General features: G+C 39.8%; 17 protein-coding genes. 12 read left to right on the top strand and 5 right to left on the bottom strand.

What is annotated here, in order from left to right:
• The first annotated feature begins 31 nt into the window (after positions 1-31).
• Positions 32-2215, top strand: a complete 2184-nt coding sequence (locus FKG96_RS03750) for a carboxy terminal-processing peptidase (protein WP_242627111.1) — start codon at positions 32-34, stop codon at positions 2213-2215.
• Positions 2216-2315: 100 nt separating this feature from the next.
• Entirely contained in the window at positions 2316-2888 is a 573-nt protein-coding gene (locus FKG96_RS03755) for a nitroreductase (protein ID WP_130854594.1), read from the top strand.
• A gap of 18 nt (positions 2889-2906) precedes the next feature.
• Here FKG96_RS03755 and FKG96_RS03760 read toward each other — a convergent pair whose 3' ends face one another.
• The 3 genes from FKG96_RS03760 to FKG96_RS03770 form a co-directional block, all read right to left on the bottom strand.
• A complete protein-coding gene (locus FKG96_RS03760) occupies positions 2907-3557 on the bottom strand; it encodes a hypothetical protein (RefSeq protein WP_013664654.1) in 651 nt (216 codons plus the stop codon).
• A 67-nt stretch (positions 3558-3624) separates the two neighbouring features.
• Positions 3625-3903 carry a NifU family protein gene (locus FKG96_RS03765; protein ID WP_013664655.1) on the bottom strand — a complete coding sequence of 93 codons (279 nt, stop codon included), beginning with the start codon at positions 3901-3903 and terminating at the stop codon, positions 3625-3627.
• Positions 3904-3947: 44 nt separating this feature from the next.
• The gene (locus tag FKG96_RS03770) at positions 3948-5036 is read right to left on the bottom strand and encodes an Mrp/NBP35 family ATP-binding protein (RefSeq protein WP_130854593.1); all 1089 of its coding nucleotides are present in this window, start codon (positions 5034-5036) and stop codon (positions 3948-3950) included.
• 203 nt (positions 5037-5239) lie between these two features.
• On the opposite strand from FKG96_RS03770, the gene FKG96_RS03775 reads away from it, so the two are divergent.
• From FKG96_RS03775 to FKG96_RS03800, 6 genes are all read left to right on the top strand, one after another.
• The gene (locus tag FKG96_RS03775; RefSeq protein ID WP_130854592.1) at positions 5240-7276 is read left to right on the top strand and encodes a transglycosylase domain-containing protein; all 2037 of its coding nucleotides are present in this window, start codon (positions 5240-5242) and stop codon (positions 7274-7276) included.
• Positions 7276-7809, top strand: coding sequence for a hypoxanthine phosphoribosyltransferase (gene hpt / locus FKG96_RS03780; RefSeq protein WP_013664658.1), 534 nt, complete (start codon positions 7276-7278; stop codon positions 7807-7809). The genes FKG96_RS03775 and hpt overlap by 1 nt, the downstream gene beginning before the upstream one ends.
• A gap of 164 nt (positions 7810-7973) precedes the next feature.
• A complete protein-coding gene (locus FKG96_RS03785) occupies positions 7974-8651 on the top strand; it encodes a phosphatidylserine decarboxylase family protein (RefSeq protein WP_013664659.1) in 678 nt (225 codons plus the stop codon).
• Between the two features lie 22 nt (positions 8652-8673).
• On the top strand, positions 8674-9699 hold the full coding sequence (locus tag FKG96_RS03790; RefSeq protein WP_013664660.1) for a cell wall metabolism sensor histidine kinase WalK: 1026 nt from the start codon (positions 8674-8676) through the stop codon (positions 9697-9699).
• A gap of 115 nt (positions 9700-9814) precedes the next feature.
• Positions 9815-10462, top strand: a complete 648-nt coding sequence (locus tag FKG96_RS03795; RefSeq protein WP_013664661.1) for a DUF47 domain-containing protein — start codon at positions 9815-9817, stop codon at positions 10460-10462.
• Positions 10463-10519: 57 nt separating this feature from the next.
• Complete coding sequence (locus FKG96_RS03800) at positions 10520-11527, top strand: inorganic phosphate transporter (protein ID WP_013664662.1); 1008 nt, start codon at positions 10520-10522, stop codon at positions 11525-11527.
• 34 nt (positions 11528-11561) lie between these two features.
• Here the strand turns inward: FKG96_RS03800 and FKG96_RS03805 are convergent, their stop codons facing one another.
• The gene (locus FKG96_RS03805; protein WP_130854591.1) at positions 11562-12224 is read right to left on the bottom strand and encodes an energy transducer TonB; all 663 of its coding nucleotides are present in this window, start codon (positions 12222-12224) and stop codon (positions 11562-11564) included.
• Entirely contained in the window at positions 12214-12786 is a 573-nt protein-coding gene (locus tag FKG96_RS03810; RefSeq protein WP_149105156.1) for an RNA polymerase sigma factor, read from the bottom strand. Before FKG96_RS03810 ends, FKG96_RS03805 begins: the two co-directional genes overlap by 11 nt.
• Before the next feature lie 150 nt (positions 12787-12936).
• On the opposite strand from FKG96_RS03810, the gene FKG96_RS03815 reads away from it, so the two are divergent.
• From FKG96_RS03815 to FKG96_RS03830, 4 genes are all read left to right on the top strand, one after another.
• Complete coding sequence (locus FKG96_RS03815; protein WP_013664665.1) at positions 12937-13344, top strand: DUF4199 domain-containing protein; 408 nt, start codon at positions 12937-12939, stop codon at positions 13342-13344.
• A gap of 122 nt (positions 13345-13466) precedes the next feature.
• A complete protein-coding gene (locus FKG96_RS03820) occupies positions 13467-13946 on the top strand; it encodes a hypothetical protein (RefSeq protein ID WP_013664666.1) in 480 nt (159 codons plus the stop codon).
• A gap of 3 nt (positions 13947-13949) precedes the next feature.
• Entirely contained in the window at positions 13950-15047 is a 1098-nt protein-coding gene (locus FKG96_RS03825; RefSeq protein ID WP_130854589.1) for a Nif3-like dinuclear metal center hexameric protein, read from the top strand.
• Positions 15047-15790, top strand: a complete 744-nt coding sequence (locus FKG96_RS03830; protein ID WP_013664668.1) for a zinc ribbon domain-containing protein — start codon at positions 15047-15049, stop codon at positions 15788-15790. Before FKG96_RS03825 ends, FKG96_RS03830 begins: the two co-directional genes overlap by 1 nt.
• Positions 15791-15797 lie beyond the last annotated feature (7 nt).

Genomic DNA, 15797 nt, shown 5'->3' on the forward strand with positions numbered 1-15797 from the left:
GCGTTGTCCAAGAGAGTATTACGTATAAATAATGGATATTAAATCGTTCCAAGAGATGTTGAAAAAATTGTTTTTGGCGTTGTTTATTGCTGCAGCAGTTGCTTGTAGTGCTAACCCGCGCGTTAAATTGGATGAAGGTTCAGGAGCTCTGCGGCCCAATGCCAAACAAGAAATTATAACCAAAGATTTAGTCGCCCTGCTTGAAAAGGCGCATTACAAAAAAGTTCCTTTTGATGACTCTCTGTCATCCGTCGTTTTTGATCTGTATTTGAAAAATCTGGATCAAGGGAAAAATTATTTTCTCCAATCGGATATCGACAGTTTTGAACCTTATCGTAAAGTCTTGTTAAATGATTTAAAGAATGGTGATCTAAGCGCGATGTTTCATATTTACAATGTTTACAGAAAGCGCTTTAATGAGCAATTAAAATACGCCATTTCCCAGATAGACAAGAAATATGATTTTACTAAAGAGGAGTCTTTCGTTTACGATCGAGAGAAACTTGCTTGGTTCAAAACCGAGGCCGAGGCTCAGGAAAGCTGGCGGAAAAGAATAAAATACGATCTTTTAAATCTGAAATTGAGTAGTACCGGAAAAGAAGGGGAGGAGACAAAAAATAAAAAAACGCTAAAAGAACGTTACCAAAATTTGCTTTCACAGGAAAACACGTCTAATAATTATGATGCGTTTCAAATTATGATGAATGCTTTTACGGGCGCTATTGACCCCCACACCAATTACTTCACTCCGGAAGATGCGCAGCGCTTTAACGAGAGTATGGCCCGTTCGTTTGAAGGAATAGGCGCGCAGTTAATGATGGATAATGAAGTCGTAAAGGTAATGCGTATAGTGCCTGGTGGCCCTGCCTTTCGCGATAAAACCCTAAAGCAAGATGATCGGATTATTGCTGTGGCCCAAGGTGACGGTGAATTTGTAGACGTAGTTGGTTGGCGGCTTGGTAATGTAGTCTCTAAAATAAAGGGGCCTAAAGGAACAACGGTTCGATTGAAAGTAATTCCCGCCGGCCAAGAACTTACTTCTGCTCCAAAAATAATATCCTTAGTGAGAGATAAGATTGTAGATGAAGAGCAATCAGCAAAGAAAGAAGTGAAAGAGGTTAAGGGCGCTGATGGAAAAACGTATAAAATAGGAGTCATAAAAGTTCCGGGATTCTACTTGAATTTTAAAGAAATGCAAGCTGGAAATCCTGATTATAAGAGTACAACAAGAGATGTACGGCGGATATTAGATACCTTAAAACAAGAAAAGGTCGATGCGGTTTTAATGGATCTGAGGGCGAATGGTGGAGGGTCTTTAATTGAAGCTGTAGAATTGACCGGACTTTTTATTAAATCAGGGCCGGTTGTGCAAGTTCGAGACCCGAACAATCGCGTGGAAATTAACAACGACGAGGATGAAAGCATAAGCTGGGAAGGGCCGCTAGGCGTTTTAATCGACCGATTCAGCGCTTCAGCCTCTGAAATTTTTGCTGCCGCAATCCAGGATTATGGACGTGGAATTATTATTGGAACCCAGTCTTACGGAAAAGGGACTGTGCAAAGTGCGGTAGCCATGGATCAATTTATTAGCCGTGCCGATAGGTTGTTGTTGAGTGCCAGAGATAAAACGAATGAAGCTTCCAATGATGAAAGCATGCCTCAAGGTGCCCCGAAATTCGGACAAATAAATTTTACAACATTCAAATTTTATCGAATAAATGGAAGCAGCACTCAACATAAGGGAGTCACGCCTGATATAGAATTTCCTATGATTTATGCAGCAGATAAATTTGGAGAAAGTTCAGAAAAAGCAGCTCTTCCCTGGGACCAAATTAAATCTTCTTCTTATAACCCTTATGCCGATTTAAGTGCGATCAAACCCGTCCTGATAAAGAAGCATAATGAACGGATGAAGACGTCTACAGAATATAAATATCTTTTAGACGATATCGAAGCGTTCAATAAGCGTGAAGGAGAGACTTCTGTATCCTTGCAGGAAACGAAGTTAAAGAAGGAAAGAGAAGATCAAGATGCAAAAAATAGAGATCGTGTAAACGCTCGCCGGCAACTAAAAGGCTTACCGGCCATAGCAAAAGGACAAGCGCTTCCCCGGATGGATAACGATTTCATCGAAGATGAAAGTTTAGACATCATGGCCGATTTCATAGAATTGAAACCTGCTGTTCATAATCAAGTGGCTGCTTCGGCAAAGTAGTTTTTTGGTTCGAACACATCGGACTCATAGCCATAGCCACTGCAAGTGGCTATGGCTTTTTATAGCATGTAGCAACCGTTCATTTAATTACGACAAACATATGTCTACTGAAAAGATAATTCTGGATAATATAAAATATAGACGAAGTGTTTTTCCTGTAAGTTATATCGATCAAGATATTCCTGATGAAATTATAAAGGAACTTCTGACATATGCTAATTATGCACCAAGTCATAAGCTCACCCAACCGTGGTTTTTTACGGTATTTAAAGGGCAAGGGCTCCAAGCGCTTGCTGATAAGATGGCCGAATTATATCGAGTGCAAACGAAAGAAGAGCAGTTTTTGATAAAGAAGTTTGATAATATCAAGGAAAAAATTCTAAAATCTGCGGCGGTAATTGCAATTAACATAGCTTATAGTGGAATCGTTCCGCGTTGGGAGGAAATAGCGGCTGTTGGGTGTGCGACGCAAAATCTTTGGCTTGCAGCAAAAGCGAAAGGCATAGGTGGATACTGGAGTACGCCGGGTACCTTGAGTGGGATGAGCGATTTTCTGCAACTCAGTCAAAATGAGGAATGTTTGGGACTTTTTTATCTAGGATATCATCATGAAAAAGAAGCAGAAGGCCAACGAAAACCTGTCGAAGAAAAAATTCGATGGATAAAAAGTTAATCATGTAAGGGAGTACAGCTAATTATCGCTCGCTCGACTCTTATTTCCTTGCGTAATTTGGTTGATAAAATTTGCCCAGGCTAAGGGACTAAACAATGCGTTGGAATTGCGTTGATTGACAGTCTTATTGGTTAAACCAATATGTCTGCTGGTCGCGTCTAAATTTTGTATTTCGGTTGCGTTTCTTGGAACTACCTTAGACATCGCTACCAATGACTCATAAGAAAGGTTTCTTTGAGCGATTAGATAATCGTCATCGGCGATCTGCAAATTCATGAATGCGTAGTTAAATTCGTCTATACTGGCCCATGGATAAACCGTGACGACGGGCAAATCGATAATTTGCGCCTTCATTGTTAAATTGACCGTCACTTTGTTAGTGGTGGTTTTAGGAATCACTAATTGCTCGGAACGATATCCTACAGCGCTGAGTTTTATCGTGTCCCCTTCATGGGCTACAAAAGAAAAGAAACCCTGATGATTTGCGTTAAACAGCTGCTTTTGATAAGAGAGATTTGTCAATGTTACATAGGGCACAGCGATATTTGAATCCGCATTATGTATAACTCCGCTAAACTGTACCAGCTTCTTTTCGGTATGTTGTTGGGCAAATGCCAAGGTAGACACACTTAAAATAAGCAAGCAGGTTACAAAAACGATTTTTTTCATAATGCAATAAAACTACCAAAACTCAGCAAAAGCTCCTGTTAAATAATGTTAAAAGGATTTGCGTCAATTAGTTAACACGCTGGGGCATGGTAGCATTCGGGTCATTTGGATCGGTAATGTTAATTGCTTCTACTGCGGTAATTTCGGGAACAGCTTTTTGAATGGCCTGTTCCAGACCCGCTTTAAAAGTCATAATACTCATTGAACAAGACGCACACGATCCTAACAGGCGCAAGCGAACGACATTCTCTGACGTAATTTCTTCTATGGTTACATTACCACCATCCGCCTCGAGATAAGGCCTTAGGGTGTTTAGTGCTTCTTCTACTCTCTCCTGTAAGCTCATAACCTTTGTGGTTTTAAAATAGATGTAAAGATACTAAAAATTATTTACTGTGTAAAATCCGGCTTTTGTACTTCCTTTATATTATGTTGTAAGGACAGTTGTTGCGCCACTTTTTCGGCAATTGATATAAAGTTTTTGGAAATAAGCTCGTCCTCATCAGTTACAATGGGATAGCCATTATCACCGGCATCACTAATGCTTTTGACCAAAGGAAGTTCGCCCAAAAAAGGAGCATCAAACTTTTCAGCCAGTCGTTTGCCGCCATCCTTTCCGAAAATATAGTACTTATTGTCAGGTAGTTCCGCGGGGGTAAAATAGGCCATGTTTTCAACAACCCCTAGTAGAGGGATATTAATCGTATTCATCATAAACATGCCAATACCCTTTGTCGCATCGGCCAAGGCAACATTTTGAGGCGTCGTTACAATAACGGCTCCTGCAACGGGATAGTTTTGAGCTACTGTGATGTGTACATCGCCGGTACCCGGAGGCAAGTCAACCACTAAATAATCTAATTCGCCCCAATCAGCATCGTTAAACAACTGCTTGATAGCAGCACTTACCATTGGCCCTCGCCAGGGAATAGGCTGATTCGGATCCGTAAAAAAACCGATAGATAATAGTTTAATCCCGAACTTTTCAATCGGTTCTATTTTCGTTTTTCCATCGGTTGTCTTAGAAGCCTTGGGACGTGCGCCTTCCACACCAAACATCATAGGGATGGATGGACCATAAATATCGGCATCTAATAAGCCGGTTTTTGCTCCTTTAAGATGAAGTGCTAACGCTAAATTAGCTGCAACGGTTGACTTCCCTACTCCTCCTTTTCCTGAAGCCACAACGATAATATTTTTAATATTATCCAGTTGTTGATTGGGAGCCGATTTTACCTGAGATGTCATGTTAATGGAAACTTCAATCTCTTTGTCGACAAAGTGCGCGATCGCATTACGGCAAGCATGTTCAATATGATCTTTCATAGGACAAGCAGGCGTTGTAAGCACAACACTGAAGCTGATTTTATGTGGTGTGATTTCAATATCTTTGATCATGTTTAAGGTAACAAGATCTTTTTTGAAATCAGGGTCTTCAACAAAACTTAAAGCATGTAATATCTGTTCTTTAGTTATCATTTGAACTCCATATTTTGTACAAAAATACGAAATATAGGGTAGATAATGCGGTCTTTACCCGGGTTTGCGGTATTTCTACATTTTATAAACAAACGTACAGTATACATTGCGTCGATAGTCATCCCCCTATCTTTGATGTGAATGAACCATTAATAATGAGAGAATAGTGTTACTTTTGACGAATAATAGTGCGTCCACCCGTTATGATAAAAGAATATTTAAAAAAAATTCATCCGAAGCACATTAAAATTGCGCTAATCGTTCTGGGGACGATTTTGGTGGTGTTAGCGATCGCGCTCGGCGTCATCTATAATAAAAGGGAAAGCTTGTTGCAGCAAGCGCTGCAGCAAATAAAAAAGCAAGCTCAAACGGATTATGACCTCTATGTAAAGATAGATAAAGCGTATTTTTCTGGCTTTAGTACCGTGACATTCGAAGGCTTTCGCGTGGTACCAAACCAACGGGAACAGCTATTGGGCGTTGATTATTTAGATGTCACCGTGAAACTTTGGCCACTTTTATCAGGAGATGTAAAAGTCTCTGCGCTGAATCTACACGATGCTTCCTTATCTTTTGTAAAAAAAGACAGCCTGAGTAATTATGATTTCTTGTTTAAGCAGAAAAAGGCAGACACTACGCAACGGGGCACCAAAATGAATTTAGCCGAATTGGCCAATAAGCTAATCAACAGCGTGCTTTATAAAATTCCCGAAAACATGAAGCTTGCCAATTTCGAGGCAAGTTATGTGGACGATAGTGCTAAGCAAATTATAACGGTACCAAAAGCCATCATTGATGACGGTGATTTGTCTTCTACTGTAAAAATTAATGGGAATGAAGCGGTGTGGCATGTTTTAGGGCGCGTACGTCCGTCTAAAAAGCAATTGTATTTTAAAGTTTATGCCGAGGGCAAAGCAGTTGAATTACCGGTTATCAAAAAGAAGTATGGACTTACCTTAAAGTTTGATACATTGGAAACGGATTTGCGAAAGGTGACGATGAATGGCGGAGAACTACAAATATCAGGAGGGTGGGCGGCCAAAAATCTTGTTGTTCAACACTGGAGGATAGCTGAGCAGGAAATCGTCATTCCACAGGGGCATATCGATGCGAAGGTCTTGGTGGGCGAAAACTACATCGGTTTGGACAGGAGTTCGGAAGTGAAAATAAAAAAATTGTCTGCCCATCCTTTTGGAAAGATAACCTTTAAACCACATCGTACGGTGGAATTGGGTGTAGAGATGCCGGAAATTGATGCGCAGGATATGTTTGACTCATTTCCTCATGGAATGTTTGATAATTTGGAAGGCATTAGGGTTTCGGGAAAATTGAAGTACCACTTAGATTTATTTGTAGATTTAGATAATCCTGACAGTGTACGTCTCGCTGCGGGAATGGATAAAAAAGGGTTTCGCATAAATTCATGGGGTAAAACGAATTTAGCAAAGATTAATACGCCATTTACTTACATACCTTATGAAGACGGAAAGGCGATGCGTAGTATTGATGTGTCGCCCAATAATCCCAACTTCACGCCACTTAATGAAATATCACCCAATCTCAGGAATGCGGTGTTGACCACCGAAGATCCTTCTTTTTTTAGTCATAAAGGCTTTGTGATTGATGCATTTAAAATGTCTATTACGGCCAACTTAAAAGCCAAAGCTTTTAAACGAGGGGGTAGCACGATTTCCATGCAATTAGTAAAAAACGTTTTTCTTGGAAGAGAAAAGACATTGGTGCGAAAAATAGAAGAGATATTGATGGTTTGGCTGATTGAAAATAATCAGATAGTCAGTAAAAATCGAATGTTTGAGGTTTATCTTAACATTATTGAGTGGGGTAGAAACGTATATGGAATCGGAGAAGCATCGCGATTTTATTTTGGAAAGCACCCTTCCCAGTTGAATGTAGGAGAAAGCATTTATCTGGCCAGTATCATACCGAAACCAAAGACAGGCCTTTATCCATTCCAGTATGATGGCCATTTAAAGCCCTACCTAGGAGGCTATTTTAGGCTAATAGGCGGTATTATGGCCCGGCGTGGCCTCGTGCCGCGCGATAGTAGCAGTTACGGGTTTTATAACGTAACGCTTAGGGAGGCACTCCGGCCCGCAAGGCCCGATACGCTTCAAGTGGATACGGTTAAACCGGACATTTTGGAGGAAGAGCTTAAAGAAGCAAAAAGTTTTTTTGAAAGGCTTTTTGGAAAAGATAAAAAAGACGAGCAGCAGGATTGATGAAAATACAAATAGATCAGAAAGATTTTGAGCTAATGATCGAGCATGAGCAGGTAAAAAAGCGATTACGGCTCATAGGGATACAGCTAAATGTAGCCTATGAAAATAGAATACCGGTGTTCGTGGGGGTGCTAAATGGCTGTTTTATGTTCATGGCCGATCTGATGAAAGAAGTACATATTGCTTCAGAGGTATGTTTTGTGAAAATGGCCTCCTATCGAGGTGATCAACGGGAAGAAGAAGTGAAAAACCTAATTGGCCTCAGTCATCCGCTCAAGGGAAGAGAGGTTGTAATTGTGGAGGATATTGTAGATACCGGCAATACGCTGAAGAAAGTGATTGCGTTAATCGCGGAAGAAGAACCGGCTTCTATTGCTGTTTGCACCCTGCTGTTAAAACCGGATGCGCTTGAACATGATTTTGAAGAAATTGCCTATGTTGGTTTTGAAATAGAGAATCAATTTGTTGTGGGGTATGGTCTTGACTATAACGGCATCGGCCGTAATTTAAAGGACATATATCGTGCGATATAATCCATCCTATTATCTGTACCTGTGCATGATGCAATGAACAAACTTGATATGACACAGCGATATGGGCATGCAAGATTATTAATAATTTATTCTGAGGAAAAAATATGCTAAGTTTGTATCGAAATAATGACCTTACAGGGCACACACAATAATAAATTATTCTAATGAAATTCCATAAAGAAGGTTATACGACATTAGCGCTTTCAATATTATTTGTTTTTGTAATAAATGCGTTGGTGCATTTTTTTTACTCAGACAATAGTATATTGACGTGGATCGTATATATACTTTCGTTTGTACTTCTTGTGACGGTTATACAGTTTTTCAGGAACCCAATCCGTAAAATCAGTCCAAGTGAACAAAAGATATTATGCCCGGCAGATGGGAAGGTGGTGGTTATTGAAGAAACAGAAGAAACAGAATATTTTAAAGACAGACGATTACAAGTATCCATTTTCATGTCGCCGATTAATGTACATAGTAATCGGAGCCCCATTACCGGTATCGTCAAATTTTTTAAATATCATCCCGGGAAATACTTGATGGCCTGGAATCCAAAATCTTCAACACTTAACGAGCGAACGACAATCGTTGTAGAAAGCTCATTTGGCGTAGAGGTTTTGTTTAGGCAGATCGCCGGAGCACTAGCGAGGCGAATCGTATGGTATGTTAACGAAGGCAAAGAAGTCAAGCAAGGAGAAGAATTTGGCTTCATTAAATTTGGCTCTCGTGTAGATGTCTTCTTGCCTATAGGAACAAAGGTGAATGTAAAGCTGGGCGATAAAGTGAAGGGCGGCATCACCATCTTGGGTGAATTTGATGAAGAGCAGCCTATTAATTAAAAAGTTTTAAACTAAACCGGTTATGCAATTTAAGTTGCTGGTCTCAATAAATGCATTAATTGTTGCTTTATCATTAAGTTCGGTAAACTTCTACTTTCAGCATAGTTGGTATTACTTCCTAATAACGTTTGTTATTGCGTTCATTTGCAGCTTTTTTGTTTTTTACTACCTCATTGAACGCTATATTTATCGAAAGATTACGCTCATTTACAAAATGATCCATAACCTTAAATTGGGTAAAGATTTAAAGGAAGCCTTGGGCGAGCAATTGGGTGACGATCCTATCAACGATGTGCATGAAGAAGTAAGAGCCTGGGCGAGGGAAAAGAAAATTGAGATAGATGCATTGAAAAACCAGGAACAATTTAGAAGGGAGTTCCTTTCAAATATATCGCATGAATTTAAAACACCTCTTTTTGCTATTCAGGGATATTTAGAAGCCGTTCAAGATGGACTTATGTATGAAGATCCTGAAAGAGCAGAAGTCTTTTTGCAAAAAGCCTCCAACAACATTGATCGGCTAAGTTATCTCATCAAAGACTTGGATGAAATAGCTAAATTGGAAAGCGGTGAAATTAAAATAAATTACCAACGATTTGATCTTTCCCTGCTCGTTAAGGAAGTAATGGAATCCTTAGAACTAAAAGCAGAAAAGCATGATATAGAACTAATCTTTAAGCAGAAATATAGTTATCCAATTTTTGTAAACGCCGATCGAGAAAAAATTCGACAAGTTTTGGTCAACCTAATTAGCAATTCTATTAAGTACGGCAAAGAAAAGGGGCACACCTATATTAAAACCTACGAGTTGCATGACCAGGTGCTCATCGAGGTAACGGACGATGGCATCGGCATTGAGGAGAAGTACTTGCCCCGCTTATTTGAACGGTTTTTCCGAACCGATCGAAGTCGTTCACGGCAAATTGGTGGATCAGGATTGGGATTGGCCATCGTGAAACATATACTGGAAGCGCATCAACAAACAATTTCCGTAAGAAGTACTGAAGGATTGGGTTCAACCTTTGGGTTTACTTTAGCAAAGGCTTAAATACATGAACCGTTTTCCTTGTTACACAAATGTTCATTTGGATAGAGTTAGCACAAACTTAACATTAACTTAACATAAAGGATATACCTTTGCAACATAATATATAAAAAACAAAATGTCGCTAAACAGTATATTCCAATACTTCGTTCCAAAAGACAAAAAGTTTTTCCCTCTTTTTGAACAGGCAAGTACTAACCTGATAGACATCGCCCAAGCACTTCACGAGGCAGTTAATACAGATGATCTAGAACAAAGAAAAACGCTTTATAAAAAGGTTAAAGATTTGGAGCACAAGGGGGATGAAATCACCCATCAAATACATCTGGAGTTAGGAAAGAACTTTATTACTCCCTTTGATCGTGAGGATATTCATACACTTGCAAGTGCTTTGGATGATATCGCTGACTATATTTTTGATTCTGCAAATCGGATGGAGCTGTATCATGTCGATACCATTACAGATCCAATCCGCGAATTAGCGGGGCTGATTGTGGAAGCGGTTACTGCGCTTTCCAAGGGTATGCATGAGTTAAGAAATTTGAAAAATGTGCGAAGTATCGCAGATGCTTGCGTTCGTGTAAATAGTGTGGAAAACAAAGCCGACTACGTTTATAATAAAGCGATAGGCGACCTGTTCTTATACGAAAAAGATGCGATATCTCTTATAAAGTATAAAGAGGTGCTTGCTACATTGGAAACCGCAACCGATATGTGTGAAGATGTGGCGAATGTGTTAGAAAGTATTTTAGTGAAAAATGCGTAGCATCTTGCGCGTGCTATTTTTACATTTAAGCCCTTCACTAATTAAAATTTAAAATCTATGTTAACCATACTGGTCGTTGTTATTGTGCTAGCCGTTGCTTTTGATTATATAAACGGTTTCCATGATGCAGCTAATTCCATTGCCACCATTGTATCAACTAAAGTGCTGACACCTTTTCAGGCTGTGCTTTGGGCAGCAGCATTTAATTTTGCGGCTTATTTCTATTTTACAGATCACAAAGTTGCCAATACGATAGCGAAGACAGTAGTTGAAAATTATATTACGTTAGAAGTTATCCTAGCCGGATTGATTGCTGCCATCAGCTGGAACTTATTTACCTGGTATTACGGAATTCCTTCCAGCTCCTCACATACGCTGATCGGTGGGTTTGCAGGTGCGGGCATGGCCCATGCGCTATTTCTGGGTGATTCCATTATGGGTGCCATCAACTTAGGACCTACCCTAAAGATAATTTCTTTCATTGTGTTGGCCCCTGTAATTGGTATGCTGATATCAATTGTTATAACGCTGATAATTTTGCACTTGGCAAAACGGTCTCGCCCGGCGGTTGCAGAAAAATGGTTTAAGCGATTGCAGTTAGTTTCGTCGGCCGCTTTGAGCTTTGCTCACGGAGGAAACGATGCGCAAAAGGTTATGGGAATTATTGTAGTTGCCATGGTAGCAGGCGGGTATTTACCAAATGCCGATCATATGCCGGAATGGATCCCTTTAACCTGTTATAGTGCGATCGCATTAGGAACCATGAGCGGTGGATGGAAAATTGTAAAAACAATGGGAACAAAAATCACGAAAGTGACAGCTTTAGAGGGAGTTGGTGCCGAAACAGCGGGAGCCTTAACCCTAGGAATTACCGAGCACTTCGGAATCCCGGTTTCTACAACCCACACGATTACAGGTTCCATTATAGGTGTTGGTTTGGTTAAGCGTGTGTCGGCTGTCCGTTGGGGCGTAACAATCAGTTTGCTATGGGCATGGGTACTAACCATTCCTGTATCCGCAATCTTGGCGGGCATCACTTATGGCATTATGCATTATATTTTATAAAGAGCTTCAGGTTTGTTTTTGAATAGAATTACATCTATTCAAAAACAAACTCAACTTCCCCCGATTTATTCGCTTCCCAAGCCGGTCCACCTTTCAATAGCTGTTTGATTTCGTTTAGCTGACTATATTCGGTGCCTTTTATTACCTGTATGTTGAATGGCCGTCCCTGTTGGTTTACTTGAAACCGAAGAACAATGACTCCTTTAGCCATATTGGACTTCGCTTTTTTCGCGATGTAATCATTAAAGTGATCCCATCCGGCTGCCGGCGATGCCGAGGATGCTGTTAACTTTCTTGCAATTGATAATCCGTTGCCGGAAGGAATAGGGTCACCTGTGTTCAGTTCTACCGTTACCTCTCGGTTCGTCTTATTTGCTGTATTTCGGGTGTTAACCATCCAAAGCAAGACACAAGCCAAAACAAACAACAAACAAGCAACAGCTGCTATGCCGAGCCTTTGCGAAGTAAAAAGCATGCGGTTTCTTTCTTGTGGCTGCTCCGTTATTCTATTCTGTAAGCGTTGTTGAAGTAAAGTTAAGTGTTGTGTGTTTACACCCTTTTGTAGATAACCTTCCAATGCATCATTCAGAAAAGGATCATCCAATGCTTCCCGTTCCAATTTGTTCATTTCCTCAGGAGATAGTTCTCCTTTAAGGTATTGCTGAATTCGTATAATATTCGTTATGTTACTTGTCATTTTTTTCCATACATATTTTTAAGTTCCGTTTGCCATTTTGTATATAGCTTTTAACCTTACTCAAATCGTAGCCGGTGAGGTCTGATATCTCTTTGTAGCATTTCTGATCCAAGTAAAATAACCGAACACATTCTCGCTGTTCCATATTTAATTGCTCTAAGCATTTCTCCATCTGCGTGAGTTTGCTTTCAAGCATATCTTCTCCTAAGAATTGATGCTCAACGAGCTCATTTTCCATAAAAGAATTTTCTTCTATGGAGATGGTAGTCTCTTTATTGGCTGCACGCAATTCCATTAGGCAGTAATTTCTAGCAAATGAATATAGCCAGCTTTTAAAATTATTAACAGTATGAATGCGTAGCTTCTGTATAAGCTGTTCAAATATCTGCATAACAGCATCCTCGCTGCGAGCCTCATCCTTTAAGTATTTTAAACATACACCATAAACGAGCGGCATATATGGTTCGTATAACACGCCCAATATGTGTAATTCTCCCGTAGATTTATATCGACTCAATAAATCAGCTTCATTATGTTTTTCTACTCTTTTTTGAAATGCCAATGTAATGCGTTTTTACCGGTAAACTAAAATAACTATATAAAACAACATTCGCAACGGTCGTTCGATATCGGGAACCCGAGCCGCGACTGGGAGTAACTAAACAATAATATATTAATCTTGTTATACAGAAACAATTTAAAAGCACTGATTATGAAACAAGCATGGCCATACGGTGTTCTCATCGGCATTCTAAGCGGAATATGGATTTTCGTTATTCAGAAAACCGGCGGAGGGTCTTCAGCAGGATTCTTAGGAATTTCATGGATGGAATATCTTTCTGTTTTTATCCCATTTTTAGGGCTCTATTTTGGAATCGCTCATTATAAAAATACGCTGCCTAATCATCAGATTTCGTTTTTTCGGGCATTTGTTCAAGGTTTTATGATTTTACTGGTAGGCGGAGTACTTGCAGGCTTGGCTACGGCGATATTATTACAGTATGAAAGGCAGCCTTATATGGAAGAATACATGGGGCGATTTGGGGGGGCTTTATTGGTCGGGATTTTGCTGAATTTGGCAGTGAGCCTTTGGTTCATGAATAAGCCTAAGAACCTTTAATTACCAATATTCTTTATGTTTTGCGCAAGATGGATCGGAAGTTGGCTGCTTAGGTAACGTATGGGTTTTGTAAATTGCACATAAAATTCAGTTATCTAAGTTTTTGATGTACTTTCGTACCAATGGAATTGGATATAAATAATATTGACCGGGAAACGTTAATTGCCGCAGGAGCTTTGGCTGCTCTCTTTTTATTTATCAAAGTTTTGTATGCAAATACGTTTAGGGCTACGTTGAAATTGATCGCACCGGAAAATAGATTCATGAAACCGGGCGAAGCGTTTTTAGTGTTAATTCCGATTTTTAACATTTATTGGAACTTTGAATTGGCAAGACGTATGTCGGATTCTTTAACGAATGAATTTTATGATCGTAAGATTGCTGAGGAGGAATTTCCCGGACGATCAACCGGTATTACCGTTGCTATTTTGTATATCATTACCATGCTTCCACTCCCCGTGAATATCCTAATGGGAGTGAATTTGGTCTATTTTTTCTATTTCTTTGCCTATTGGGTTAAAATGAACAAGTTTAGGGAATTGTTAAAAGACCATAATATATTCCTTAGCGAACAACAAGAGCATCAGGAGGAAGAAAACTAAATCATGATTTTAGCTGCATTAATAGATTATTTAGAACAGATTGCCCCTCTTTCTTATCAAGAGTCTTACGATAATTCAGGATTGATCGTGGGAAACCCTGATCAGAATATTGATCGGGCTATTATATCACTCGATTGTACAGAAGAGGTCGTAGACGAAGCGATTGACTTGGGATGTCAGTTAATTATCGCTCATCATCCCATTGTATTCAAAGGTTTAAAGCGCTTTAATGGACGTAGCTACGTTGAACGTGTTGTAATGAAGGCTATTAAGCATGATATTGCTCTTTATGCCATTCATACCAATTTGGATAATATTTATGGAGGAGTCAATAAGAAGATCGCGGAAAAGCTAAGTCTTCAACAGCTATCCATCCTTTCGCCTAAAGAGGAACTATTGAATAAACTGGTTGTCTTTGTTCCGAAGACGCAAGCAGAGCAGCTCCGGTCAGCATTGTTTAAAGCGGGTGCGGGTCATATCGGAAATTACAGTGAATGTAGCTTTAATGCATCAGGAACCGGAACCTTTAAAGCGGGGGCGGAGACAAATCCCTATGTTGGTTCGATCGGAGAACGACATTACGAAGTCGAAGAACGAATAGAAGTTATCTATCCGCAACATCGGGAAAGGCAAATTTTGATCGCTATGTATGAAACGCATCCCTACGAGGAGGTTGCCTACGATATTTATAAACTTCAAAATAAACATCACCAAGTAGGTAGCGGCATGATAGGGAGCCTACCGGAGCCTTTAGAAGAGCGCCAGTTTCTTGAACTTCTTAAGCAATGTTTGGGGGCGAGTGTAATAAGGCATACCCGTTTAAGGGGTAAGCGTGTGCAACGCGTTGCTGTTTGCGGAGGTTCGGGCGGCTTTTTACTATCTCAAGCTATTCGGCAAGGGGCTGATGTGTTTGTGACGGCTGACTATAAGTATCATGAGTTTTTTGATGCGGAGAAAAAAATTGTTATTGCCGATGTCGGACATTTTGAAAGTGAGCAGTTTACACAGGAATTATTGTTGGAAATAATTCAAAAAAAATTTCCTAACTTTGCAGTCCGTTTAACCGGAGTAAATACAAACCCCATAAATTATTATATTTAATGGAACAAACCGTAGAGCAAAAGTTGCAGGCCCTTTGGGATTTGCAGACAATTCATACCAAAATTGATAAGATCCGTCAGGTTCGAGGAGAATTGCCTATCGAGGTGGCTGATCTTGAAGACGAAGTAGCTGGTCTAGAAACTCGTATGGAAAAGATCCGTTCAGAGCTTGATGACTTAGAAGACGCTATCGTTAATCGTAAAAACATGATTAAGGAAGCGCAGGCTGCTATTAAGAAATATGAATCCCAATTAAATGAGGTAAAGAATAATAGGGAGTACGACGCGATTACCAAAGAAATTGAGATTCAAGGATTAGAAATTCAGGTTTGCGAGAAGAAAATCCGTGAGCATGAATTTGAGATTCGTAACAAAACGGAGATCTACGAAAAAACGCAAGGCGATTTAGAAGAACGTAAGAAAGATTTAGCCGTTAAACAAGAGGAATTGGATACAATAACTTCTGAAACGCAAAAAGACGAAGACGAGTTATTACGAAAAGCAGAAGAAGCGGAATCAAACATCGAAGAACGTTTACTCATTGCCTACACCAGATTGCGTAATAATGCAAAGAACGGTTTGGCTGTCGTAACAATCGACAGAGATTCGTGTTCAGGATGTCATAACCAAATCCCACCGCAGAGACAGTTAGATATCCGTCAACGTAAAAAAATCATTGTGTGTGAACACTGTGGCCGTATTTTGGTGGATGAGGCTTTTGTAGAGAACACATTGGAAGCCTAAAATTTAT

It is taken from the genome of Olivibacter sp. LS-1, from assembly GCF_008245145.1.
Lineage (GTDB): Bacteria > Bacteroidota > Bacteroidia > Sphingobacteriales > Sphingobacteriaceae > Olivibacter > Olivibacter oleidegradans.

Bases quoted from the DNA above. Each gene is read 5' to 3' on its own strand.
- FKG96_RS03815 (WP_013664665.1), top strand. From the start codon at position 12,937: ATGAAACAAGCATGGCCATACGGTGTTCTCATCGGCATTCTAAGCGGA.
- FKG96_RS03830 (WP_013664668.1), top strand. From the start codon at position 15,047: ATGGAACAAACCGTAGAGCAAAAGTTGCAGGCCCTTTGGGATTTGCAG.
- FKG96_RS03755 (WP_130854594.1), top strand. From the start codon at position 2,316: ATGTCTACTGAAAAGATAATTCTGGATAATATAAAATATAGACGAAGT.
- FKG96_RS03825 (WP_130854589.1), top strand. From the start codon at position 13,950: ATGATTTTAGCTGCATTAATAGATTATTTAGAACAGATTGCCCCTCTT.
- FKG96_RS03765 (WP_013664655.1), bottom strand. From the start codon at position 3,903: ATGAGCTTACAGGAGAGAGTAGAAGAAGCACTAAACACCCTAAGGCCT.
- FKG96_RS03770 (WP_130854593.1), bottom strand. From the start codon at position 5,036: ATGATAACTAAAGAACAGATATTACATGCTTTAAGTTTTGTTGAAGAC.
- FKG96_RS03800 (WP_013664662.1), top strand. From the start codon at position 10,520: ATGTTAACCATACTGGTCGTTGTTATTGTGCTAGCCGTTGCTTTTGAT.
- FKG96_RS03750 (WP_242627111.1), top strand. From the start codon at position 32: ATGGATATTAAATCGTTCCAAGAGATGTTGAAAAAATTGTTTTTGGCG.
- FKG96_RS03775 (WP_130854592.1), top strand. From the start codon at position 5,240: ATGATAAAAGAATATTTAAAAAAAATTCATCCGAAGCACATTAAAATT.
- FKG96_RS03820 (WP_013664666.1), top strand. From the start codon at position 13,467: ATGGAATTGGATATAAATAATATTGACCGGGAAACGTTAATTGCCGCA.
- FKG96_RS03790 (WP_013664660.1), top strand. From the start codon at position 8,674: ATGCAATTTAAGTTGCTGGTCTCAATAAATGCATTAATTGTTGCTTTA.
- hpt (WP_013664658.1), top strand. From the start codon at position 7,276: ATGAAAATACAAATAGATCAGAAAGATTTTGAGCTAATGATCGAGCAT.
- FKG96_RS03805 (WP_130854591.1), bottom strand. From the start codon at position 12,224: ATGACAAGTAACATAACGAATATTATACGAATTCAGCAATACCTTAAA.
- FKG96_RS03760 (WP_013664654.1), bottom strand. From the start codon at position 3,557: ATGAAAAAAATCGTTTTTGTAACCTGCTTGCTTATTTTAAGTGTGTCT.
- FKG96_RS03795 (WP_013664661.1), top strand. From the start codon at position 9,815: ATGTCGCTAAACAGTATATTCCAATACTTCGTTCCAAAAGACAAAAAG.
- FKG96_RS03785 (WP_013664659.1), top strand. From the start codon at position 7,974: ATGAAATTCCATAAAGAAGGTTATACGACATTAGCGCTTTCAATATTA.